Source organism: Streptosporangium album, from assembly GCF_014203795.1.
GTDB classification, from domain to species: Bacteria; Actinomycetota; Actinomycetes; order Streptosporangiales; family Streptosporangiaceae; genus Streptosporangium; species Streptosporangium album.
This window is the reverse complement of record NZ_JACHJU010000001.1, coordinates 330,314-353,483: the sequence shown is the minus strand read 5'-3', so window position 1 is coordinate 353,483 and position 23,170 is coordinate 330,314. Positions and strand designations below refer to the sequence as shown.

Annotated in this window: 16 protein-coding genes and 3 pseudogenes; 13 read left to right on the top strand and 6 right to left on the bottom strand. The window is 64.9% G+C overall.

The features are described 5' to 3' along the window. The first annotated feature begins 1 nt into the window (after position 1). From FHR32_RS01545 to FHR32_RS01500, 10 genes and pseudogenes are all read left to right on the top strand, one after another. The gene (locus FHR32_RS01545; RefSeq protein ID WP_184752307.1) at positions 2-397 is read left to right on the top strand and encodes a hypothetical protein; all 396 of its coding nucleotides are present in this window, start codon (positions 2-4) and stop codon (positions 395-397) included. Between the two features lie 2 nt (positions 398-399). Continuing rightward, the gene (locus FHR32_RS01540) at positions 400-2,766 is read left to right on the top strand and encodes a DMT family transporter (protein WP_184752305.1); all 2,367 of its coding nucleotides are present in this window, start codon (positions 400-402) and stop codon (positions 2,764-2,766) included. Positions 2,767-3,076: 310 nt separating this feature from the next. Continuing rightward, positions 3,077-3,289, top strand: a complete 213-nt coding sequence (locus FHR32_RS01535; RefSeq protein WP_184752303.1) for a hypothetical protein — start codon at positions 3,077-3,079, stop codon at positions 3,287-3,289. 55 nt (positions 3,290-3,344) lie between these two features. After that, positions 3,345-3,707 (top strand): annotated as a pseudogene (locus tag FHR32_RS01530) (transposase); the annotation flags it as partial. 64 nt (positions 3,708-3,771) lie between these two features. Beyond that, a pseudogene (locus FHR32_RS01525) lies at positions 3,772-5,423 on the top strand (ISAzo13 family transposase). A gap of 39 nt (positions 5,424-5,462) precedes the next feature. Beyond that, positions 5,463-6,374: pseudogene (locus tag FHR32_RS01520) on the top strand (IS701 family transposase); the annotation flags it as partial. A 194-nt stretch (positions 6,375-6,568) separates the two neighbouring features. Beyond that, on the top strand, positions 6,569-6,841 hold the full coding sequence (locus FHR32_RS01515) for a WhiB family transcriptional regulator (RefSeq protein ID WP_184752299.1): 273 nt from the start codon (positions 6,569-6,571) through the stop codon (positions 6,839-6,841). Positions 6,842-7,130: 289 nt separating this feature from the next. Continuing rightward, positions 7,131-7,700, top strand: a complete 570-nt coding sequence (locus FHR32_RS01510; RefSeq protein WP_184752297.1) for a hypothetical protein — start codon at positions 7,131-7,133, stop codon at positions 7,698-7,700. A gap of 11 nt (positions 7,701-7,711) precedes the next feature. Then, on the top strand, positions 7,712-8,008 hold the full coding sequence (locus tag FHR32_RS01505; RefSeq protein WP_184752295.1) for a transposase: 297 nt from the start codon (positions 7,712-7,714) through the stop codon (positions 8,006-8,008). A gap of 2 nt (positions 8,009-8,010) precedes the next feature. Then, positions 8,011-8,976 (top strand): IS3 family transposase, encoded by a 966-nt coding sequence (locus FHR32_RS01500; RefSeq protein WP_246466380.1) that lies wholly within the window; start codon positions 8,011-8,013, stop codon positions 8,974-8,976. 773 nt (positions 8,977-9,749) lie between these two features. Here FHR32_RS01500 and FHR32_RS01495 read toward each other — a convergent pair. Beyond that, complete coding sequence (locus FHR32_RS01495) at positions 9,750-10,664, bottom strand: IS982 family transposase (RefSeq protein WP_184752293.1); 915 nt, start codon at positions 10,662-10,664, stop codon at positions 9,750-9,752. Between the two features lie 242 nt (positions 10,665-10,906). Here FHR32_RS01495 and FHR32_RS01490 point away from each other — a divergent pair, with 242 nt between their 5' ends. Together FHR32_RS01490 and FHR32_RS01485 are read left to right on the top strand one after the other, a co-directional pair. After that, positions 10,907-11,824 carry a DUF4747 family protein gene (locus FHR32_RS01490; RefSeq protein ID WP_184752291.1) on the top strand — a complete coding sequence of 306 codons (918 nt, stop codon included), beginning with the start codon at positions 10,907-10,909 and terminating at the stop codon, positions 11,822-11,824. Positions 11,825-11,888: 64 nt separating this feature from the next. Beyond that, positions 11,889-12,425: a hypothetical protein gene (locus FHR32_RS01485; RefSeq protein ID WP_184752289.1), complete on the top strand. Its 537-nt coding sequence runs from the start codon at positions 11,889-11,891 to the stop codon at positions 12,423-12,425. A 151-nt stretch (positions 12,426-12,576) separates the two neighbouring features. Here the strand turns inward: FHR32_RS01485 and FHR32_RS01480 are convergent, their stop codons facing one another. The 5 genes from FHR32_RS01480 to FHR32_RS01460 all read right to left on the bottom strand — a co-directional run bounded on the left by FHR32_RS01480 (position 12,577) and on the right by FHR32_RS01460 (position 21,615). Beyond that, the gene (locus FHR32_RS01480) at positions 12,577-13,371 is read right to left on the bottom strand and encodes a hypothetical protein (RefSeq protein WP_184752287.1); all 795 of its coding nucleotides are present in this window, start codon (positions 13,369-13,371) and stop codon (positions 12,577-12,579) included. An 817-nt stretch (positions 13,372-14,188) separates the two neighbouring features. Then, positions 14,189-14,545, bottom strand: coding sequence for a hypothetical protein (locus FHR32_RS01475; RefSeq protein ID WP_184752285.1), 357 nt, complete (start codon positions 14,543-14,545; stop codon positions 14,189-14,191). 125 nt (positions 14,546-14,670) lie between these two features. After that, positions 14,671-15,906 carry a helix-turn-helix domain-containing protein gene (locus FHR32_RS01470; RefSeq protein ID WP_184752283.1) on the bottom strand — a complete coding sequence of 412 codons (1,236 nt, stop codon included), beginning with the start codon at positions 15,904-15,906 and terminating at the stop codon, positions 14,671-14,673. A gap of 628 nt (positions 15,907-16,534) precedes the next feature. After that, on the bottom strand, positions 16,535-16,978 hold the full coding sequence (locus tag FHR32_RS01465) for a hypothetical protein (protein WP_184752281.1): 444 nt from the start codon (positions 16,976-16,978) through the stop codon (positions 16,535-16,537). A gap of 80 nt (positions 16,979-17,058) precedes the next feature. Next, positions 17,059-21,615, bottom strand: coding sequence for an Ig-like domain-containing protein (locus tag FHR32_RS01460; RefSeq protein WP_184752279.1), 4,557 nt, complete (start codon positions 21,613-21,615; stop codon positions 17,059-17,061). A gap of 562 nt (positions 21,616-22,177) precedes the next feature. Here FHR32_RS01460 and FHR32_RS01455 point away from each other — a divergent pair. Then, positions 22,178-23,092, top strand: a complete 915-nt coding sequence (locus FHR32_RS01455; RefSeq protein ID WP_184752277.1) for an IS982 family transposase — start codon at positions 22,178-22,180, stop codon at positions 23,090-23,092. Positions 23,093-23,170 lie beyond the last annotated feature (78 nt).

Below are 23,170 nucleotides of genomic sequence, written 5' to 3'. Positions count from 1 at the left end.
CATGGCACGCCGTGCCGCTGACCTGGTCAAATATCCGACCCGCAAGCCCGAGCAGATACGCCTGTACGGCCGCTATGCCGAGGAACTGCTGCGCGACCTCGAACACGAGTTCTCCGATCGCCGCCGCGAGCTGCTCAAGCGCTGTTACGCGCTGCTCAAGGAAGCACAGCGCCAGGGCGTCGACCAGGGTGATGACAAGTACCTGCGGGCGATGCGGGCGACCGTCGGCCTCGTGACGGCCGCCGTGTGTCTCAAGCTCGCTCGCGCCGGGGTGCGCTCGCTGTACCCCTCGTTCGAGAAGCACTGCGGTGTCGCGGTCGACGGGTTGCGCGACAAAAAGTACGGCAAGGGCAAGGGCAGGCCCAAGCGCCCGGACGACGAGAAATTGGAACTCTGATCATGGTGCTGACGAATCGCAGCCTGCGTGAGGAACGCAAGGTTGAACGCAAGACCCGCCGCCAGCTTGGCGAGGTCGGGGGCGAGCTGTCGGCCCTGTGGCGTGTGCTGGCCCCGTGGGTCCTGGTCGTCACCGCGATTGGCATCGCCCCGGCCGCCTGGTGGCTCGCCCGGCACTACGATGTGCAGGCGTTCACCGCGTTCTGCATCGCGGTCGCCGGGGCGGTCATGCTGTACGTGTCGCTGCACCTGACTCGGCGGCGTGACCTCGGCCGCTGGCACGAACTGTTCAACGTGACTGCGTCCGTGGGCGTCATCGCCTACACCGTGGCGTACGGCCCGAACAAGTATGTGCTCATCGCCGCCGGGGTGTTCGGTGTCGCGTCGGCGATGATCTGGAACAGGCGGCATACCTCCTCAGCGATGCGCGAGCTCGAACGCGCCGCCGGTGGGTTCGGCGCGGCTGCCGGGAACGTGCCCGTCCGCTGGCAGCAGTTCACCGCCGAGCACATGCCGCAGGTCAAGGACTCACAGATGACCGTGTTCGCCAACACGCCCGAGGTGCTGCACGTGGGCATCGAACTCGGCGAGGGCGAGGTGCCCGAGGACCTTACCGAGCGCGGCGTGCTGCAGAAGCTCACGCGCTTCGGCGGCGGCATCCTCGGCGGCACGACGGTCGCCGTCGGCGACTACCTTGACAAGGTCGGCGTGACGATCCTGCGCGTCGACCCGCTCAAGAGGCCGTTCCCGTGGGGTGGTCCGACCGCGCCGGGCGAGTCGATCGTCGAGCCGATCGAGGGCCTCGGGAAGTACCGCGATGGCCTCGACCTGTCCCTGCTGCTGCCGCACGTCGCCGCCAAGACCGAGGACGGCGAGGACAAGCCGCACTCCCACATGACCATCGTCGGCATGACCCGCTCGGGCAAGGGCTTGGCGGGCGAGCAGATCGACGTGTGCGTCGCCACCCGCAAGGACGCGGCGATCGTGCTGTGCGACCCCGTCAAGGCCGACCAGCAGCTCGGCGCGATCGGCGAGGGCGCGGCCTACGTGCTGACCCACCCCTCGGCGATCCGCGCGTTCTTCCATCGCCTCGTGAACGTGACGATCCCGCGACGGGCGGCTTTTCTCGGTGATCCGCGCCGCAACTTGCTCGGCAAGGTGTGCCGCGAGTGGGAACCCGGCTGTGGCCTGACGTGGTTGCTCGTGCACGTGTACGAGGCGGCCGCGCTGTTCAACAACCCGCACATGACGCAGCTCTCCGAGCGCGCCGCCTCGGTGGGTATTCAGCTCATGCCCGAGGTGCAGATCGCCAAGCACGACAAGATCGACACGAACCTGCGCTCGAACGCGGGCGACCTGCTGCACTTCGGGGTCAAGGACCCCGACGACGCCGCCCTCGTCATGCCGCCCGAGCTGCTCGACATGGGCGCGACGCCGTGGGCGTGGGGCAACCGGCAGGGCGGCATGTGTTACGCCGCCCTCGGGCACCTGCCGCTGAACCGCCAGGCCATCCCCGCGCGGTTCGCCCGGCCCGCCCGCGACGGGTCCGACATCACGGGCGCGATCGCCGAGTACATGCACCTGGTCGACCCGCTCGACCCGGTCACGGCTGAGTCGTGGGGCGAGCCGTACGAGCGGTTCGCCGCTGCCCGGGCCGCCGAGCGCGACCGTGCCCCCCGGCAGTACGCGTTCGCCGGCCCCGCGCCGCTGCAGGGCGCCGTGCTGCTCGACGACCGGCTGGCCCCGAGGGTGACGATCCCCGCCGAGCCCCTGCCGCCCAAGCCGTCGGCGGCCGAGCGCCGCAGCGAGCCCACGCCTTTCGACGAGGAGCCCGAGACCGGGTTCGACCTCGGCGACCCTTACGACGACGAGACCGAGCCCGGCCCCGAGGAAGAACAGGCCGAGCGCGAGCAGGTCGCCGGCGCCGTCGTCGGCGACCTGGCGATCACCCTCAGCGAGAGCCCCGAGGCGCAGCCCGTGCTCGATGAGGCGATCGCCGAACTCGAACGCCACGGCGTCGAGACTGAGGTCGACGACGGCGGCATGCTGCCCGGCCGGGACATGGACTTTCCCGAAGACCCCGACGAGGCCCATTTCCGGCCGATCGTGCACCGCGACGAGGCCCTCGACATCCTGCTCGACGTCCTGCACGCCAAGATCGGCGAGGGCAACCGGTTCCGCTGGTCGGACCTGTACGACGAACTCGAACGGCGGGCCCGGCGGGGTGAGTCGTGGGTGCGCAAGTGCCGCCCGATCCTCATGGGTTGGGGCTGCATTCAAGAGACCGACACGTTCGGCGTGTTCGAGGTCATCCACACCCGCCGGGGAGACCTCGACGACTACCCAGAGTCACCGGATGGCGAACTGTGACGCGGAACTGTGACGCCGAAGATCGTCACAGTTCCCCGGTGCTGTGACGGCCATTTCCCCGCTCCCCCTTAAAGACACGAGGCGGAACAGCGTCCCTGTCACAGTGCACGTCACAGTCACCTGCAACACCGGGCATGGCTCGGCGCCCGCGCACGCACAGTAACCAGACAAGATCACGAACGGAGACCGCCAGATGGACCCGGACCCGCCGCCGCTCCGCCGCGACGAACCCCATGACGATCTCGACATGCCCCTCGCCTTCGAACGTCGGCGCCCCCGCCCTGCACGTCCGGGCCGCCCGATGAGGATCATGACCGCGATCGCCGCGATCATCATCGGCCTGGCCGGATTGATCTCCCTGCCCGCCGTGCTCGACTTCGCACCGGTCCTGTCACCGGGGATCGCCGCTCTCCTGCTCGGCGGCCTGGCCCTGGCCGCCAGCGACGTCGCGTATCGCTCGCTGCGCGACATGCCGTTGCGCGTCTCGACCTTCATGATCGTCTCTCTAGTAGTACTTCGTTAGATTGTCGATCACCTAGCGTGATCATTTTGAGAAGTCACTTCGGGATCATGTTGTCGTGACACCTGACGAGATGGCGCCGGTGCGCCCGCGGCTTGAGAAGTTTGCAGATCAGATGCTGCGGAGGGTGCTTCGTCGCCGTGATCAACTCGCCACCGGCGAGTTGTATCTGCGGGGGCTGATGCTGGACGGGCGGCGCAAGTCGATGGATCCGATGGCGGAGCGTCTGGGAGTTGACACCCAGCGGTTACAGCAATTCATGGCCGACTCGACCTGGGACTACGAACCGGTCCGGGAAAACCTCACACATTGGGCGCTGGAACGGATCGGTCCGCAGGCGGTCGTCATCGACGATGTCGGCTTCCCCAAGGACGGCCCGAATTCTCCGGGAGTGGCCCGGATGTATTCCGGGACGCTGGGGGCTTGTTCGTGAATAACTGTCAGAGTTGATCTGCGGGACCGGGTCGACGGTGAGACGCTGGAGCATGACCGCCTCTTCGAAGGAAGATGTACCCGCAGCCGAGCTGCGGGCCAAGTTCGAGCAGATCCTGCCGCACCTTGACGAGCGGTGCCGTCGCCTCTACCTGGCCAGCGAGGCCGCCGTGCTCGGCCATGGCGGGATTGCCCTGGTGGCCGCAGCCTCCGGCATCAGTACCGCCACCATCGCGCGTGGCATCATCGAGCTGGAGACGCACCCCGCGCCGACCCGCCGCATCCGGGCCTCGGGCGCCGGGCGCAAACCGCTGACAGTCACCGACCCCGGCCTGCTACCGGCCCTTGAGTCACTGATCGAGCCGCACACTCGCGGCGACCCCGTCTCCCCACTGCGCTGGACCACGCTGTCGCTGCGCAGCCTGGCCCATGCCCTTTCCGCGCAGAAGCATCCGATCGGTGCCACAACCGTCGGCCACCTGCTGCACGGCCTGGGCTACAGCCTGCAGGGCACGGCCAAGACCACCGAAGGCACCCGGCATCCGGATCGCGACGCCCAGTTTGCCCATCTCAACGCCACCGCCGCCGCCTTCCTCGACGACGACCAGCCGGTGATCAGCATCGACACCAAAGCCAAAGAGTGGCTCGGCAACCGCGACCGGCCTGGACGTACCTGGCAACCGGGAAAGAACCCGATCAAGGTGGACAGCCACACCCTCGTCACCAGCGACCAGCCAGTGGCCATCCCCTACGGAATCTACGACCTCGCCACCAACAGCGGCTGGGTCAACGTCGGAACCGATCACGACACCGCCGAGTTCGCGGTGGAGTCCGTCCGCCGCTGGTGGCGACGCCGCGGTTGTCTCGACCACCCGCACGCCACCCGGCTGTTGATCACCGCGGACGCCGGTGGCTCCAACAACCCCCGCTACTGGACATGGAAGAAGCAACTACACGACTTCGCCCGCGAGAGCGGCCTTGAGATCACGGTCTGCCACTTTCCTCCCGGCACTTCGAAGTGGAACAAGATCGAGCACCGGATGTTCTGCCACATCACCGCCAACTGGCGTGGCCGCCCGCTGACCAGCTACCAGGTCGTCATCGAGACGATCGCCGCGACGACAACAGAGGCCGGACTGAGAGTCAGCGCCGAACTGGACACCGGCAACTACCCACTGGGCACCGCCGTCACGCCCGCCGAGTTCCATGCCCTGCCGATCACACCCGATGCATTCCACGGCGACTGGAACTACACCCTGGCCCCCACCCCTCCCAGACTTTCCGAAGAAGCCGAGACCAACCAACCGATCGATCCGGACGTGACCTGGATGCTCACCGATCCGGCCCTGACCGGCATGCCGCGCTCGGACTTCGCCCGCCTGGTGCAGATCTCGGAGCCCTACTGGGACGCGCTGGCAGAGGCGGCCTTTCAACGCCGTTTCCACCGCCCGCGCCGCTACCTCCATCCGCAGACCAGCAGCCTAGATCACTTCCACCGGCTCCTGACCGCTTTACTCCGTCGCCGCAAGGCCGCGACCAGCACCCTCCTAGCCCGCCTGCTGGGCGTCACCCGCACCAACTTGTCCAACCAGTTCCAAGATGGCCACCGGATCCTCGACCTGCACAAAATCTCCGTCACGCCGATCCCCGGATCGCCCGCACGTACGCTCGAGCAACTGCAAGATCGTATTACGTCCGCCGATGACTGCCCCGCAGATCAACTCTGACAGTTATTCACGAACAAGCCCTGGGCAAGACCGGAAACTGCCAGATCGGCGTCAGCGCACATCTGGTCACCGACCATGCCTCGTCCGCGGTCAATTGGCGGCTGTTCATCCCCGAGTCGTGGGACCCGGCCAAGATCGAGGATCCGGTTCAGGCGGAAACGGTCCACAAGCGCCGCGACCGGTGCAAGATCCCTCAGGACGTCGGTCACCAGGAGAAGTGGCGACTGGCGTTAAACATGATCGACCAGATGTACGACGAGTGGGGAGTCGGCACCGATCTTCCGGTGGTCTTTGACTCCGGTTATGGCGATTGCACCGCTTTCCGGCTGGGACTGGAGGACCGCGGCCTGTCTTACGTGGCGGCCGTCTCCGATGATCTGTCGGCCTATCCCGGAGATGCGGTGCCTGAACTGCCGGAGTACAGCGGCAAGGGGCGCCCGCCGAGACCACGCTATCCAGGCAAGCCATCGAATCTGCGCAATCTCGCATTGGCGGCAGGGCGGGCGAATCTGCGGCGGGTGACCTGGCGGCAAGGCACAAGGAAGACCAGCGGTAATCCGGGCGCGAAAATGCGATCACGCTTCATGGCTCTACCGGTTCTCTTGGCCAACAAAGACATCCCCCGCAACCCCGACGGCAGCCTGCCTGCGCGTTTGCTGCTGGTGGAATGGCCGGCAGGCGAATCCGAACCCACCGATTACTGGATCACCAATCTCCCCGCCGAGACTCCGCTGCGCGAACTCGTCCGGCTCGCCAAGATCCGCTGGCGGATCGAGCATGACTACCGGGAGCTCAATACCGGTCTTGGCCTCAAGCATTTTGAGGGGCGGAGCTTCTTCGGCTGGCACCGCCACGTCACCCTGGCCGCATTAGCGCAGGTATTCTGTACCGAACTACGGCTAGACCCAAAAGTCCCTGCGCCGGCCTGACCTTGTATGAGGTTCTCGGCGAACTCCAGGCTTTACTCGCCACCTGGACCGGCGCTTGCCACGTATGCCATCAAATGTACGCGCCCCATAACACTTCGTAACTTAACGAAGTACTACTAGGCGGGGGAGCGGTCGCGATTGTGATCGCCTTCGCCACCTTGCCGACCCTCGGTTCTTGATCGGTAGGAGAAGCCGTGACCGTACGAGCTTGGCCAGAGCGTCAGTACGACGACGTGACCGACGACACGTCCACCTGGCGGGACTTCGCCCGGTGCGGCGAGGTCCATCCGGAGACGTTCTTCCCCGAGCAGGGCTGCTCCCCGAAAGCAGCGAAGCGGATCTGCCGCAGATGCGAGGTGCGTGCCGAGTGCCTTGAGTACGCGCTGCAGCGCGGCGAGCCGTGCGGCGTGTGGGGCGGGCTGACCGAGCGCGAGCGTCGGCGCCTCCTGTACGACCTGGCCGCCTGACCCCTGGAACCCATCACCACGCTGAGGCGCCCAGGGCGGCAACACCCTCCTCCAGGGCATCAACGAGGCCAAGCAGGAGGCTGATAGCCCCAACCCGTCCTGCGACGGGCGAAACGTCAACCTCATTGCGAGTGTCGAAGGAACCGACTCCGCAACAGGCCGAGGCGTTCGAGACAACGCTCGGCAAGATCATGAACGACGATCCCAGCACACCAGCCCCGCATGTGCACCTGGCACACATCTCACGCGTCTTCTCTCCCAGACCATCTCCCTGCCCTGGAGCCACATCATGCGCCCCCTTCGCATACTCGCCGCACTTGCTGCGCTGGCGTCAGCCATGCTCATCGCCCCGCCGGCTAACGCCGCAACGCCTTCGACCACAGCAGGTACTCACTACGAGGGCGAAGGAGACGACCTGATCCGCATCCGGGCCACCACCGCCCCAGGCATCGTCAAGATCACCCACGAGGGGGAGGGCTACTTCTCCGTGTGGACACTCAACCCAGCAGGCAAAGAAAACGACCTCCTCGCAAACCAGGTCGGCGCCTACAAAGGGACCGCAGCGTTCAACACCAGCAGTTCCAACAAGACCGCCGCGTTCAGCATCAAAGCTGACGGCGCATGGTCCCTGGAAGTCCTCCCCCTCACTAAATCGCGCGCCTGGTCAATCACCACCCGAGGCACAGGAGACGACGTCATCCGGCTGAGCAGCACCAGCCGCGGCCTACACCGGTTGAAGATCCGCCACAGCGGTGAGGGCTACTTCTCTGTCTGGACGCTGGACGCAAACGGTCGAACCCATGACCTGGTGGCGAACAAGGTCTGGGCTTCCCCTCGTAACGTAGAGATATCGCCTTAAGGGGGACGGCGATGACAGAGACACGGCGAAGGTTCGAGCAGGACTTCCGGGACGGTGCGGTCCGGATCGTGGAGGAGACGGGCAGGCCGATCGTGCGGGTGGCCCGGGAGTTGGGCGTCAACGCGGGTACGTTGGCCAACTGGGTGAACATGGCCCGGCAGCGGCGCCGGGCCGGCAACGGCGGCCTGGGCGAGGACGAGCGGGCCGAGTTGGTCCGGCTGCGCCGGGAGGTCGCGGAGCTGGCGATGGAGCGTGATGTGCTCAAGCGCTCGGTGGCCCTCTGGGTCAAGGACGCGATGGGCAGGTGAGCATGGCCGGCTTCATCGCCGCTCAGAGGGCCGAGCACGGCGTTGCGCACGCGGTTGCGTGCCGGGCGCTGGAGGTGTCGCAGTCCTGGTTTTATAAGTGGTCGCGGCGGGGGCGCGAGGGCCCGAGTGAGCGTGAACGCCGCCGAATACGGCTGACCGAGGCCATCGTCTCGCTGTTTCACCAGCGCAAAGGCGCTGAGGGATCACCACGGATCACCGCCCGGCTGCGCCGGCTGGGCTGGCGGGTGAGCGAGAACACCGTGGCCGCGATCATGGCTGAACGTGCGTTGGTGGCCCGGCCCAGGAACAAGCGCAAGAACACCACCCGGCTGGGCCGGGGCCGGTGGCGGGCCGATGACCATCTGCGGCGGGACTTCACCGCCCCCGGGCCGGACGTGGCCTGGTGCGGGGACGGCACTGAGATCCCCACCGCTGAAGGCGTGCTGTATCTGGCGGCCACCGAGGACTTGTTCTCCCGCCGGGTGCTCGGGTTCGCGATGAGCGCGCATAAGGGAGCCGCGCTGGCCACCGCGTCGCTGCAGATGGCGGTCGCACTGCGGGGCGGCGATGTCGCGGGCGTGAAGTTTCACAGTGATCAAGGGTCGGAGTACACCGCGGCCGACTTCCGGCAGGCCTGTGAGCGGATGGGCATCGTCCAGTCGATGGGGCGGGTTGGTTCGGCGCTGGACAACGCCGCGGCCGAGTCGTTCTTTTCCAGTGTGGAGTTCGAGTTACTGCGCCGCGAGCCGTTCGCCACCCGTGAGCAGGCTCGTCGTGCGATCGCCGCCTGGATCGACGACTTCAACACGATGCGGCTGCACTCGACGAACGCGATGTTTTCGCCGGTGGAGTTCGAGCGGCTGGATCCGTCGGTTCAGCGGCGGTTGCGGGCCGCGGCACGGCAGAAGAAGGAGGACAAGAGGAAACGCAGGGCCGCTGCGCGGCACGACCGGAAGGAGGCGGCATGAGCCGCCACGTTCTCCTGATCGAATACCTCGTGCGGGCCGGGGGATGCGCCGCGCAGTGTCCGGGGCCGCCTGCTCCGGCCTCAAGGGTCGCTGACGCGATCGCTGCGCGACGGCCTTCGGCCGCCCTTGACCCCGGAGACCTCTACGGCCCCGGGCGGCAGGAGTGCGGGCAGGCCAGGGCCTGCCCCAGCGAGGGCGCGCAGCGCACTAGCAAGATCCTAAAGCGAGAGATCACCACAACAGAAGTCTCTACGGTTCGAGGGGATTGCCAGGTCGGCGCCTACAACGGCAGCGTCGCACTGCCCCCTGGTGCACGGTATGCATCGATCAAGGCTGATGGGGTGTGGTCAATCGTCCGTAATTAGTTCACGCACGACGAAGGCCGCTCTGCTGGATCTGGTAGGGCGGCCTTTCGCATACCTGGAAGCTTCGCGATTCGGCCGTCAGCCGCACCCTTGTCCTTCGGGACAGCGAGGTTTCCGGCTTGTCGCTGGCTCGCATCCAAGTCCGATTCGGTTCCGCCCAACCGGGTGTGGTCCTGGCGTGCGGACGGGATCTTGCGCCATCCTCCGGCGCGCTACCGCCCGGCCTACGAGGCGGGCAGTAGCTGGAAACCCTGCGGGCGATCACCGGCCGAGGTGAGCATGGGCAGCATGACCACAGACCTCCCGGATGAACCGCCAGCCGACGAGCCGCCGGAGTGGCTGCACGCTCGCATCATGGACGCCCTCGCTCCACGCCTAGATGATTGAGTCCAAGGGCTTCGGTCACAGTTAGTGGTCGTAGGCGATCAGGGATCGCTTGATCGGTTGTCCAGTCTTGTCGTTGTGCCAGATTGCGGCGGTCAGTGCCAGGATCCGTGTCAGTACGCGGATGATGACGCCAGCAGGAGTACGGGCACCGTGTCGTTCCAGGTCGAGCTGGCCCTTGAAGGTCTGGTTGATCGACTCGATGGTCTGCCGCAACGGCTTGAACAAGCGTGCTCCGGCCCGCTCGGGCTCACCCTTGCGGGCTGGGCGCAGCAGCCTCAGGTCACGCTCGGTGAGGGCCTGCTCGAAGGCGCGGCCGTAGTAGTTCTTGTCCGCGATGATCGTCTGACCGGGACGGGCGGCCACCATCTCGGGTGCCGAATCCAGCATCCCGAGCAGGGTCTCGCGCTCGTCGGCCTTGGCGCCGGTGAGCGCGAACGCCATCGGCAGCCCGCCCAGGGTGCACAACAGGTGCAGCCGCAATCCCCAGAAGTACCGCGAGTGGGACGCGCAGTAGCCGTACTGCGCCCACCCGGCCAGATCGCTGCGCTTGGCCGTCTCCCGGGATCGGCCGCACTCCACCGGCGTGGAGTCGACCAGCCACACGTCGTCGCTCCACAGCGAGGTGTCGGCGGCCAGCATCCTGATCATGTGCAGGACCAGGCCGGACGCTTTGCGTAGCCGCTTTCCGTACCCGGACTGCCCGGGCAGGTAAGGAAACATGTCCCTCAGTTCGGTGTGGGCATAGCGCACCCAGCGCCGCTCGGAGGTGAAGCCCAGCAGAGCCGACATCACCGCCAGTGTCACGAGTTCGGCGTCGCTGAGGGCGGGTGCGATCCCCGTTTTCGGCCGCCATGGCAGCAGGTCCGGCGATGCCTTCACCGCGTCGTCGATCTTGACATAGAGTGCGGTTGCGAGGGTGTTCAGTTCTGTCGTCACAAACGGATCTTGAACGCCCTCGCCCTATTTTCGCAGGCGATCCCTTGGACTCAATCGTCTAGAGGAACTACGGCAGGCCTCTGCTGAGAGCCGCAGGAAGGAAGGAATGGAGCGGTAGGGCCGTATCTGCAATCAAGTGTCACTGTTCGCTCACACTGCTACACATCCGCGCTGTTGATCTTCGGTGGGAGGCGATGATGTTGAGCCATCGTGAAGCACCAAACGCCAAGGGATGTGCGGACATGGCTCTAAGACAACGCAAGGTCGTCTTCGCGCGGATCAACCGTCGGCGCCCAAATCAGGACACGCTCGCGATGCGAAGCTTCGCTGAAGATATGGCCGAGCTGGCACGAAGCCGTCGCACCGCGTTCACTGAGCCGGCCACCGACGCTTCGACCGCTAAGACATGGTTCGCCGCCGACATGGACATCCAGGCTGGTAGGGACTTCATGATAGGCACGCTGGGCTTCTCTGAGCCGGCGGAGCGGCGTGAGTTTAACCCCACGGAATGGTCGTGGATCAAGGGCGATACCGAAGTCTCCGACACCGCCTCAGAGGAAACAGTCGTTCCGTTCGCGGTTGATCTTCGCGACTCCCAGCGCTGGGTTGCCTTCGCGACAGCAGCTCGTCTCCAGCAGGCCGGCTTCACAAAGGGGCTCCAGGAGATCCTCAACCAAGCCGTCGTCATCCAGGGGCACATGCCCACAGAGTGGGATGTGGATCTGATCACATCCCGCTCGAGCGTCGATGCATGGCTGCACAACAACCCCTTGGTTCACAAGATGCGCAGGACCGTGAAGTTCTCCAACCCCGGCCGGGACATCGACGCCGACCGTCAGGAGATGCGGGCTCTTGCTGCCCGTCGTAAGACGGAAGAGTTCGCCGCTGCTCGCAACGGCGTGTTGAACACCGAATCCGAGGAGTTTCGGAGCAAGCTGAACGGCACCGAGACAGGTGACCTTGAGCTTGAGCTTTCCGCTCGCGGACAACACGGCGTAGCCGAGGCCTTGTTCAAAAGCAAGGAGCAAGCTGACCAGAAGCAGATCGATGATTTCGGTCGCGATCTGATGCACGGGATGCAGATTGTTCTCGGCGCGCTCCGCGAGTACGTCGCAGCCAAACCACCAGCTGCAGGGTACGAACAGGCCAGCGAAGGGTAAATTGACAACGTCGACTATCGCACCATGCGCGGCGATATCACCCCATAAAGGCGGCGATCAGTAGATGGCCAAGGGCGTGCTCCAACATCTATGGCAAGCGCTGGACTTCAAGCTGAGCGAGGTTCTCCAACTCGACTTCGCGCTGGGAGTCCTTGCAGGAGGAGCGGCTGTCTCCATGGCTCTGGTCGAGCCGGAGGCGCTTCTAAGGACGGTGCCCGTCGCCGCCGGCCTGGTCGGCGTGATCCTCGGCGCCGTTCTCGCTGGCGTGGCTGTCCAGGCGGCGTTCATGGATCAGCCGTTCCTTCGCAAACTTCGCGCGATCAATCGGGATCCTGTGCACTACCTAGCGCCGTTCCTGTTCACGGGAGTGATCGGGGTGTTCGGAATGCTTGGTCTGGTGGTTCTCTCTGCCATGTCCAAGGACACGAACGTGGCTGTACTAGCTGTCACGGGCACCGTGAGCGGACTTTTCACCGTCTGGTCCATGGCGAGCATCTTGCACTGCCTGGCCATGCTGGTTCAGTTCGTTGGGTTGAAGATGGATGCCATCGATCTCCCCGACGATGTCGAGGTCCCTCGTCGCAACTCTGCCATCGGATAGCGCGAACGACAAAGAGCCCCCACGTGTCCCGGGACACTGTTGGCGAATTCGAGGTGGAGGGGGTGGGTGTGGGTGAGCAGCAACGGCTGCTCACCCACCCCTCAACCTCGGCGCAGGACCGTGCCTTCGATCTTGCGAGTGGAGCACGTCATCATCTGTTCCTTCCGATCTCGTGGCGTATCGAGATCGTGGCAGTTTCGTCGGCCTGGAGTTCGGCCAGGCGGGTGCGGGCTTCGGACAGGGCAGCGAGTACGTCGGCGTCGTCGGAGGACTGGACGTTCAGGTCCTCATACAGCTCGATCTCGCGGCGGCACAGGCCGACCTTCAGTTCGTGTCGCTGCCGGTCGTCGGCGGCGGAACGGGTCTCCATCGTGTTGAGCAGGGATGCAGCCTGGGTGATCAGGGCGGAGCGCTCGGCGGTGCTCATGGACTGCAGGCCGGCGGTGATCGGCTGGTCTCCGTGGTCGATCTCGTCGAGCTCGCGGTGGGCGCTCACCCAGGTGCTCAGCCCGGCAACGAACCTGGCGAGACGGTCGGCGGTGGTAAACAGCTCGCCGGCGTGCTCGGGCAGCAACCAGGCGTGCAGGACCCGCAGCTGAAATTCCTTCTCGGCGCGGGCATAGCGTTCGTGGGCGGCCTGGCGGCTGACCCTGTCCAGTGCGGTGCCGATCTGCTCCCAGCTGGTGCCCTTGATGCGCTCATAGACCACGGCGGACTCCAGCAGGAGGCGGGCCACCTCGACCAGGTGAGCGGCGTCTTTGACGAACTCGCCGTCGCCGGCGTGGGCGTCGCAGGTGGTGGGCACCAGGCCGCGGGCTGCGTCGGCTAAATCGCGGGCGTGCTCCGATACGCCCAGGCGAGCAAGGCTGACCTGGGAGTACGCCGCCGATCGGTACTTACTCGACCGCTCACCGGAGCTTCGGGGTTCCTGGGTGGTATCACTCATGCGTCGAGGGAAGCCCGACCAAGGATGTATGTCAAGGTTTCCTTGACGCGAAATCCAGCGTCCGGAGAATTGAGAATCCCATCGCCGCCGCCGCTTGATGCAGCAGGACGGATTCGTCAACGGTGTCCTGTCCCGGGCTGGGGCTCTCTGCTGTCCGGGACCTCGCTCGGTATGGAAGTGAACTATTGGTGCATATGAGGTGTTCTGTGACAGATGGGCCAGATGGAAGTTCTAGACGCCCTCATTGACGAGGATCTCCGCCTGAAGCTGGTCCTGATCGAGGCCCTGCACACTGAGGCGGAGCGGCTGGCTGCCAGCTGATCGCCCTGGTCTCGGTTCCGGCGAGGGGAACCAGGACCAGGGCGTTGGGCGGCCTCTGCCCGGGGGCGCGGTCAGAGGCCGCCATCCGACAGGAGACGTGGGAATCTCACTGTCGGACGTCTGTGAGCGCGGTCCCGCCCCCGACCCCTCCGACGAGGGCGGGAACCACTTGCCTCGTGTGCCGCTGTTCAACACGGAGGCCAACCCAAGACCTCGGCGCCTGCGCGCGCTCTGCTCCTGGGGTCCTGCACCCGGCCGTCGCGCCCCCGGAGACACGACAGCCGGGCTGTCTAGTGGAATCCGACCGTGTGCCTGCCAACGGCCGTCGGCTGGCGGGGCCGGGGCTCATGTCGGCCGGACGCTGATCGTGTGCACCGGCGCCGCTGTTCAGCCGATCCGTGGCCCAATGCCTCGTACAGGGTGTGGTCGACCCGCGGTATGACAAGCAAGCCTTGGCCGCAGTGGAGGCACAGAGGATCCACGCGCTGTCCGTCGATCATGATGGCGTCTCGACTACCCGCAGGAGCGCTGCCAGACCGTCCGGCGTCCCCGCCTCCACCGCCGGGGCGCCCAGCAGGTCCACAGTCGCGGGAGCCGCACAGAACCGGTCGGTGCCGGCGAACCGCAGGATCGTCCACCGAGGGAAGGCGCGGCGCAGTTGCAACACCGGATCCTTGTCGAGCTGGACGGCCAGGCGTACGGCCGCGCCCTCGGGATCACAGACGGCATGCCAGGCCCACAGACCGGTTTCGCCAGCCCAGCGGAACCGCTCGGGACCGCACCACACGAGGATGCCTTGAGCGAGGCTGAGCGTCGGATAGCCGCTGCGCATCACCATGACGTCGGTGTCCAACGTCGGAATATCCAACCCTTGTAGTGCAACTCTCATGCGGTTTATTGCCTGGTCAGGGGTCATGACTGCCAAGCTAGATCGCCCCGGCGATGGCGAGGGACACAGTTTGTGCCCCCGTGTTTAGGTCAGACCAGAAGGCCGATCCGGTCGGCAAGCTCGCGCGCCTGTGGTCGCAGATACGCCGGGCCCTCGGTGAGTTCCAAGGTCATCCGCCTGGCGTAGCCGTTGTACCGGATCGTCTCCGGCGCGGTCTGCTGGGCAAGCTCCAGCGTGCCGAGCACGGCCGCATGGTCACGCTGGAGCTGATGGGCACGAGCGACCTCGATGAGGTGACGGCCCCGGCGAGGGCGTGATGGGATCGGCGCGGACAGCGCACTGTCAGCCTGCCGTGCGGACTCGCCGCCCTGGTGGAGCTCGACGGCCACCGTCACCGCGTGCGCCCCCATGATGACCCGAGAGAACGACGTCCAGGGCTGGTAGTAGGCGGCCGGGAGCCGCTCGGCAACTCGGGCCGCCTCCTCCCAATGCAGCCACGCGTCCCCGGTCTCACCGAGCCGCGCCGAGGTGAACGCCAGCTCGAAGCAGAGCGCACCCCACATGGCCTGAAGGTCGACACTCGGATCGGTCATGGCCGGCTCGACGGCGGCCATGCCCTGCTGGTTGATGCCCTGAGCCGCCTCGAAGTTGCCGGTGTCGCGGTGGGCAGCGACCAGGAACCATACGGCGCAGGTGAGTGCCAGCGGGTCTTCCGACTCCTGCGCGGCCATCAGCGCCCGGTCGGCCACTCGCCAGAGCAGATCCTGGGCGGGCTGGTAGGCGAGGAACATCTGTGTGAGGCCGTACGTCTCGGCGAGCAGGGCAAGCGCTCGTCGCCGGTCGGCGTCGCGGTACATCGCCGCAGCGAGCTGAACGTCACGCAGAAGAGCCGGCAGGAGCTGACCAAGGGCGGTCCGATGATCGGGCGAGGAGTGCCGGATCCGCCAGGCGGCATCCAATCGGGCGCGCAACGTGGTGAGTGGCTGCACAATGCCGGTCGGCAGCAGCGGGGCAAAGTTGATCGCGGCCCGTACGTCTTCGAGCGCGGGATGCCCAGGGCCGGTGAACATGCGGACCGGCATGGATTGGTCGCCAGTCAACTCCGCCAGGTCTCGGACGCGGAGCGCCTCTGCGAGCTGGAGGATGATCGGCAGTCGCGGGTTCTGCTGAAGTCGGCCGGATTCAACGGCCTTGAGCCAGCTGGCGGATTTGCCCACCAGGCCGGCTAGGACTTCCCTGGTCATGCCGCGCTGTTCGCGCTTGATTCGGATCCTCTGCCCAATAGTGAGTGCTGGTCCGAGGGCATCGTTGGTACCGTCGTTCATAGGCCCTGCACCTTCCTGAGCGTCTCGACAACCTCAGGCTACGGCGCAGGGCCTTTGCTGTGCAGGGAAGTCATCCGTGGAATGGTATCTATAGCGGGAAGAAGCCCCCACCGGTCGGCAGAGGCTCCCCAACGCGGCGTCGGTTACTGCTCGACGCGTTCGATCCCGATGGCCAGAACTTCGATGGCTCCCTTCTCGGGGCCGTGGATGCGGCGGATGTTGGCCAACTACTTCTCGTGGAAGAGCCCGGATTGACGTTCACTGACACCCTCGGTGTCGGGCGTCTCCTCGAAGCTGACGTAGCAGGCCACCCGCACTACCTTGATGAGGCATTCGTCCTGGCCGCAGGTGAAGCGCAGTGGTGTTCAGGGTGATGCACTCCCAGTCGCGTCTGCGTTTCCTGTCGGCGGACGAGCCCGGAACTGGTAAGACGCTGATGACCGGCATGTATCTCTCCGAAGGACGCCGCAGAGGACTGATTCCCGGAGCCTTTTACCTTGAGCAGTGGCTCTCCTCAAGGGTTCACTGGCAGGATGAACAGCATAACGCCGCACAAGCATATGCAACCCAATTAGATTGCAGCTTCCGAGAAGTCTCGAGCGCCCGGATAATTTTCGCCGAGATCACCTCAGTGGTCCATCCAGAATTGCAGCTTGAGCAGAGTGAAGCTGATGATATTCGACGTGAACTCTTCGTGGCTGAGAGACTTGCGATGGATTCTTACTTGCCAGATGCCGCCCCCTCTGCCGAGGTCGAATTCTGCACCGTAGAACGCGTTGCCGGAATATTCGTTGACGGCATGCACTTTTCCGGAGGTCAGGTGCACACTTCCGGACCAGGTCCTGTCCCAGCTAGCGAGAGGAGGCGGCGGTCCGTCCCAGAGTTCGTATTTGATCAGGCATCTGTCGCTGTCGCTTTCGTTGATTGCGATCCCGTCGTCGCCGGTGCCGATCCACCCTTCCGCATCAGTGTCGATCTCATCGAGTTCCCATTCCGCCTCGACGTCCGCGACACCGGACAGATATTTCGATATCTCGCGCCGGTCGAGGATTTCGGCGATGACATTTGCCATGGGTTTCCTGATACTCCTAAAGTCGGTGGGCGGGGCCTGCCTGGGCGCCGCTGGCAGCCCAGGCAGGCCCCTTGATGCGGCTACTGGGTATCAATCCAGAATTCGTCGCCGTTCAGGATCCGATTGTTTCGGTACCATGCCTTCAGCACGCGTCCGTGAGCCTGATTCTCGTCATGATCTATCCGCCAGACTGAGAAGTTGTGCGGAGGATTAGCACGTGCCGAACCTTGCAGGGTCGACGCGAACGGGTACTCATCGCAATCCTTTCCCTCCTCTGGTTTGAGTTCGTTCTTGCAGACAACGCCGGCGGCAGTGCGGTTTCCATCACCGGTCGGCTCGTATCCATGGCGCGTCAGCGTACTCTGCCAACTGCCACCTGGGATCTTCTTCGGCTCGGTCAGATCTGGGTAAGACTTGCCTCCTAGTTCGGGGTATGTCTTCGCCCCGGGAGTGAGCGCACGCTTGATGTGCTCATACATATTCGGGAACTTCACGCCAATTTCATTGACGTCGTTCTTGGTCATTGTGAACGATGGGACGCCTGCCATGTGAACGCAGCCGCCTCCCCGCTTGTTGTGCGATGTGGTCTGAGGGGATTTGTCGCAGCGGAACGTGCCCTCGGCGTAGATCGGGGTGCTCTCCGTATTATCGAATCCTTGACGCTTTGTGACCATCGAGTAATTGATCGTGCAGTCACTCTTCAGGTGATATCCCGAGCCCGGGCCCGAGGTGAATTTTTCGGTTATGTGCCACTGGTTCCCAGCCTGCTGCTTCCATTGGTCCACGGTGTACATCCCGGTCATTCCGGTTGCGACGCCCGTGTAGCAGTCCTGGCTCTTCGAGCTCACCGTGCTGGCGAAGCGGAGACCAGCGGGAGCTTCGCCGTCGATCTTGTCGATATAAATATGCTTGTAGACCGTGAATTCGCGCTTATCCAGCGTCCCTTGGATGTACGTGAGCTGGTGCCCGTCGATCGTCCCACTCTTCACGGGGAAGGGGACGGCAAGCCACCAGATGTTTATCCGCCAGCCGGAGTAGCGACAATGGGCATAGCGGTTCGGCGTGATCGCGGGGGGCGCGTCGCGGCTGGTCGTCCCATTGTGACATTGCTGGTAGGTCGCGCTCGGTGTGGTGGTTGCCGACTTACTGGGGAGGACGCGCTTAATGTCCTCCGGCGTCGGGTCAGAGGCTGCCGATTCGGCAGTGGTTCGGAGCTTTGCCTTGGAGGTGTCGATGGTGAGATTGTGCCAGTCGGTCCAGGCGCCCTCGCTGCCTGCGCCGGTGAGGCGGGCTCGCCATCTCACCTCCTGGCCGGCCTGCAGCCGGTCCTTGGGGACTTGCAGCGCCACCTGGGAATCGCCCGGCTTCGCGGTGGCCTGGCCTGACCAGATCAGTGGCGTAGCCTTGGTGGTCTTGTAGGACTTGGCGGGCTTGTGTGCGACTTCCACTTCCACTTTCGCCTCGCCGCCGCGTCCAGCGGAGAGCCAGGCGGTCAGGCGGGGGGTGAGGGTGGAGGCCACGGTGACGCCGTCCACAGTGCGGCTGCCGTTCACCGCCAGCTTCTCGATCGCGGGGGCAGGATCGACAGCGGCGCTCGTGCGCAACTGCTGGTCTGCCCCACTCGTTGCGGCGGCGGCACCGATGGGGGTGTTCATGTCGGTCTGGATCTGGGCTGCGGTCTGCGCGATGTTGTAGATGCGCACCTCGTCGATCAGGCCGCTGAAGAACTCGCCCCAGGCCTTATTCCCGCCGATATGGACGTCGCCGCCGTCATCGATGAAGTCTCCGGTGACGGCTAGCTGGTCTACCTGCGTGCCGTTCACGTACAACTTGGCAGTGGCGCCGTCGTAGGTGAGTGCCAGATGGCTCCACGTGTTGATTGGCAGTGCCGTGGTGCCCTTGGGACTGACCTGTTCACCTTCGGTGGTGAGCAGCCAGCCAGCGGGGACGTCTCTGTCGGAGGCGTACAGGCCGTACGGTGCGCCGTCTCCGGAGGAAAGATCCTTCATGGCGACCGTGCGCCAGCCGGTGACGCTGGTGGGCTTCACCCAGGCTGACAGGGTCATGCCGCTGGTCAGGCGCAGTGAGGGAGCGTCACCGATGGTGACCATGCTGGTGGTGCCGTTGAATGAAAGCGCCTTGCCGAACTTGCCGGCAGAGGCCCAGTTCGTGTCAACCCCGGTACCGGTGTTGCTCTTCCCGGAGGAGTCAGCCACGCTCGCGCCCGTGCCTTCGTTCATGCCGTAGGCCGCCACCAGCCCCGGAATCGGAGTCGGCGTATCCGCGCCTGTGGTGAACGTCCAGGTGTAGGGCGCCATGACATTGCCCGAGGTGTCTTTGGCGCTGCTGACCTCGACCCGGTAGGCAGTCTGGGCAGCGAGCCGAGATGCCGGCGTGAAGGTCCATTCAGCGTTGCCATTGTCACCCGCCAGCGTTCCCTGCACGAGCGCGTCCGTCGGGTCCATGACCGTGAACCGCGCTTCGGACACTGCCTCGCTGAACGTCACCTTCACCGTGGTGTTCGATGGCACGTTTGTGGCGTCTCGGACCGGGTCGGTCCCGGTCACGGTGGGCGTATCGGCGTCGGGTCCGCCAGTGGTGAACGACCACGAGTGGGCCGCCATTTGATTATCGGCGAAGTCCTTGGCCGCGCTGACCTCAGCGGTGTAGCCGGTCGTGGCAGTCAGGGGCGCGCTTGGGGTGAAGGTCAGCGTCGTGTTCGCTGCGTCCATGGCCGCGTTCCCGGCTACCTCGGCGCCCTGCGTGTCCTTCACCACGATCTGGGCATCGGTAACCGGCTCGTCGAATATCGCCTTGATCACACTGCTGGTCGGGACGCCGGTCTGGCCGTTCGAGGGAGTGGTACTTGAGACCTTCGGTGGTGTGGTGTCCTCAACAGGCAGGGGATTGGGGTCAGGCGGCACCTCGTCCGATGGCGGATCCTCCTCGAAGGTATCGTCGTCCACCAGTTCTTGATCAGTGAGATCGTCCGGATAGTAGGCGTCTAGGAGGCGGGTCGTGGCCGACCTGCCGTTCGTCACCGCGTCGGCCATTGCCTCCTCCGGCGACAGAGCTTTCGGCGGGGGAAGCTGATCATGGTAGACGTTGCCCGACTCCATCCATGCTTTGTCCTCCTCATACGTGGTCTCAGGGGGCGTAGAGCCTTCATAAGCACGGGGCACCACGAGATACTTTGGGGGTGCCGGGGTGTATTGAACGAACAGGACAGGGCCACGAGGAGAGTATTCGCCCCAGTACCCGTACTCCGAGGAGCGGTACCAGCGCCAGTTGGTGATGTCGCTCTCGGCGACGGCGCCGAGGCGGACACCGTAGTCCTTCGCCCCGTCCATCCAGCCTTGGACCATCTCCTCAATGGAGTAGTACAGCTCACCCTCGCCGCGTGAGCAGTCGATGTCGTAGGCGCCCTTATTGGCGGCGAACGCCTGGCCGGTCACCGAAGGTTGGTTGCTCAAGTTGAGCGTGTTGATGTTCCAATCGGTGATGATCGGGCGGGCGATGATCCCGGAGTTGATCTCGGAGTCGCAGGTGTTGGACTGGTAGTTCCACAGCCGCAGGTCGGCGTTTTCGACCGTGCCGCCCATCAGCGGGGTGTTAGCGATGTTGAAGCGGATGTAAGCCCGCCAGGTCACGCTGCCACTGTTGGACTTGCCCGCGATGATGCGGTCCAGGCTCTGGTTGGTGGAGCTGCTGGGGTAGCTATCGCTGACGAAGGTGTCGCCGTCCAAACCGGTGCCGGTCCAGGTGTCGGAGGCCGTCACCATGGTGACCGGGTAGGTGACTGTGGGGTCGGCGAGGAATCCGGCGTCGGGGGAGATCACCAGTTCCTGGCCGGTACCGGTCTGTGCGGCGGTCATGGCCGCGGTGCCGACCCGGCCCTTTTCGGGGTCGGCGACCGCGGCCGCGTCCATCATCTGCGCCGTGGTGATGTCGACGAGTTTCTTGCCGCCCTTGTCGGCGAGCAGGGCCAAGTCTCCGGAGGCGTCCTTGCCGTAGCGCATGCCCTTGGGCAGGTCCACGGGGATGCGGATCTTCAGCTTGCCGGCGGGTCGCTCGCGGATCACCACATCTTGCCGGAAGCCGGTCGGGGTGGCGGTGACGACCAGGTCGACACCCTTGCCGTAGACCGACGGGTAGGTGGCTGTGTTATTGACCAGGCGCGGCTTGGGCAGCTTGCCGGTAGCGGCAACCGCGGCTTTGCCTTTCTCATTTTTGATCTTCACCAGGGTCATGTCGCCGCCGGCCGACAGGGTCAGGTCTCCCTTGATGGCCTTGGGCTTGATGACGCCGTCTTGTTCCACCAGGCGGGTATCGATCGGCTGCCAAGCGCCGTCTTTCTGCACCCGAATTGGGGTGGAGTGCACCTCGGCGTAGAGGGTCTTGCCATCGGGGTTGGCGTACGTGGTCGAGGTCTCTGTCCTGTAGGACTCGATCTCAATGCGCTTGTTGTGCTTCTTGGCCTCAGCTTTGAGAGGGGCCAGCGGATCAACTGCAGGGGCGGGTGTCGTGGAAGCAGAGGATGCGGGAGAAGGGTCGGCGGCAGCGGGTACGGCCGCTAACAGTGATGCTGATAGACCGAGGACGGCTATCAGGGAGGTGCGGCGACTGCGGGCGAGCACGCCGAGCCTCGGAGAGTGTGTGTTCACTCCGACCTTTCTTTGTCATTCCAACCAAACTGGATGATCTTCACATAAAGCCCGCATGAAAGTAAAGATCGCTGCAAAGGTAGTAGTCGGCGTAGTAGTGCTGTGGTGCCGATCTCAACTCTGGTGTCGCTTACCGATGAACTCGGCCCGAAACGGCGACGGCTCGTTGAACCGCAGGAGCGAAAGTTCCCAGCTCGGCGGCGTGTCGCCTAGCCCGTCGACGATCCCACTTAAGACGTCGTCTCACTTAGCGTGACTGTAGTAACCCGAGGATCGCATAGCACGCGCACCCGATCTGGCACGGCACCTCCACCCCCGGGGGTCTACGCGCGGAGCGAAATCTTCAAGCAAGACGACACGGACACAGAGTCCCGTAGCGGTGATCCCGCCACGGAACTCTTGGGCCTGCGCGAGTTGTCTAATCGACCATGAATCTACGGCGTCCCAAACGCTCACCAGTTCTGCTGTATGCCCTAGATGATTGAGTCCAGGGGATCGCCTGCGGAAACAGGGCGAGGGCGTTCAGGATCCGTTTGTGACGACAGACCTAAACACCCTCGCCATCGCAATCTACGTCAAGATCGACGACGCGCTGAAGGCTTCGCCGGATTTGGTGCCCTGGCGTCCGAAGGGTGGCATCGCACCTACGCTCAGTGACGCTGAGCTGATCACGCCGGCGGTGATGTCGGCGCTGCTGGGCTTCACCTCCGAGCGGCGCTGGCTACGCCACGCGTACGCCGAACTGACCGGCATGTTCCCCTATCTTCCCGGCCAGTCCGGCTACGGCAAGCGGCTCCGCAAGGCGTCCGGCCTGGTCCTGCACATGATCAGGATGCTCGCGGCCGACACCTCATTGTGGAGCGATGACGTGTGGGTCATCGACTCCACCCCGGTGGAGTGCGGCCGCTCCCGGGAGACGGCCCGGCGCAGTGATCTCGCCGGGTGGGCGACTTACGGCTACTGCGCCAGTCACTCCCGGTATTTTTGGGGGTTGCGGCTGCATCTGCTGTGCACCCTGGGCGGGCTGCCGGTCGCCTTCGCGCTCACCGGCGCCAAGGCCGACGAACGAAAGACCCTGCTGGGGATGCTCGACGCCGCCCCCGAGCTGGTGGCGGCCCACCCGGGTCAAACGATCATCGGCGACAAGAACTACTACGGCCGCGCGTTCGAACGGGCTGTCGCCGACCGTGACCTGACCTTGCTGCGGCCGGCTCGCAAGAACGAGCCCGAACGGGCCGGCGCACAGCTGTTCAAGCCGTTACGACAGGTCATAGAGTCGATCAACCAGACCTTCAAGGGGCAGCTTGACCTGGAGCGTCACGGCGGCCGCACGCCTGCCGGAGTCGTCATCCGCGTGCTTACCCGGATCCTCGCGCTGACCGCCGCGATCTGGCACAACGACAAAACCGGCCAACCGATCAAACGATCCCTGATCGCTTACGACCACTGAACGTGACCAGACCCCCTGGACTCAATCATCTAGCAGCCCTAACGGGAAACGCTCTCGAAGAGAGGACACAAGGTCTCT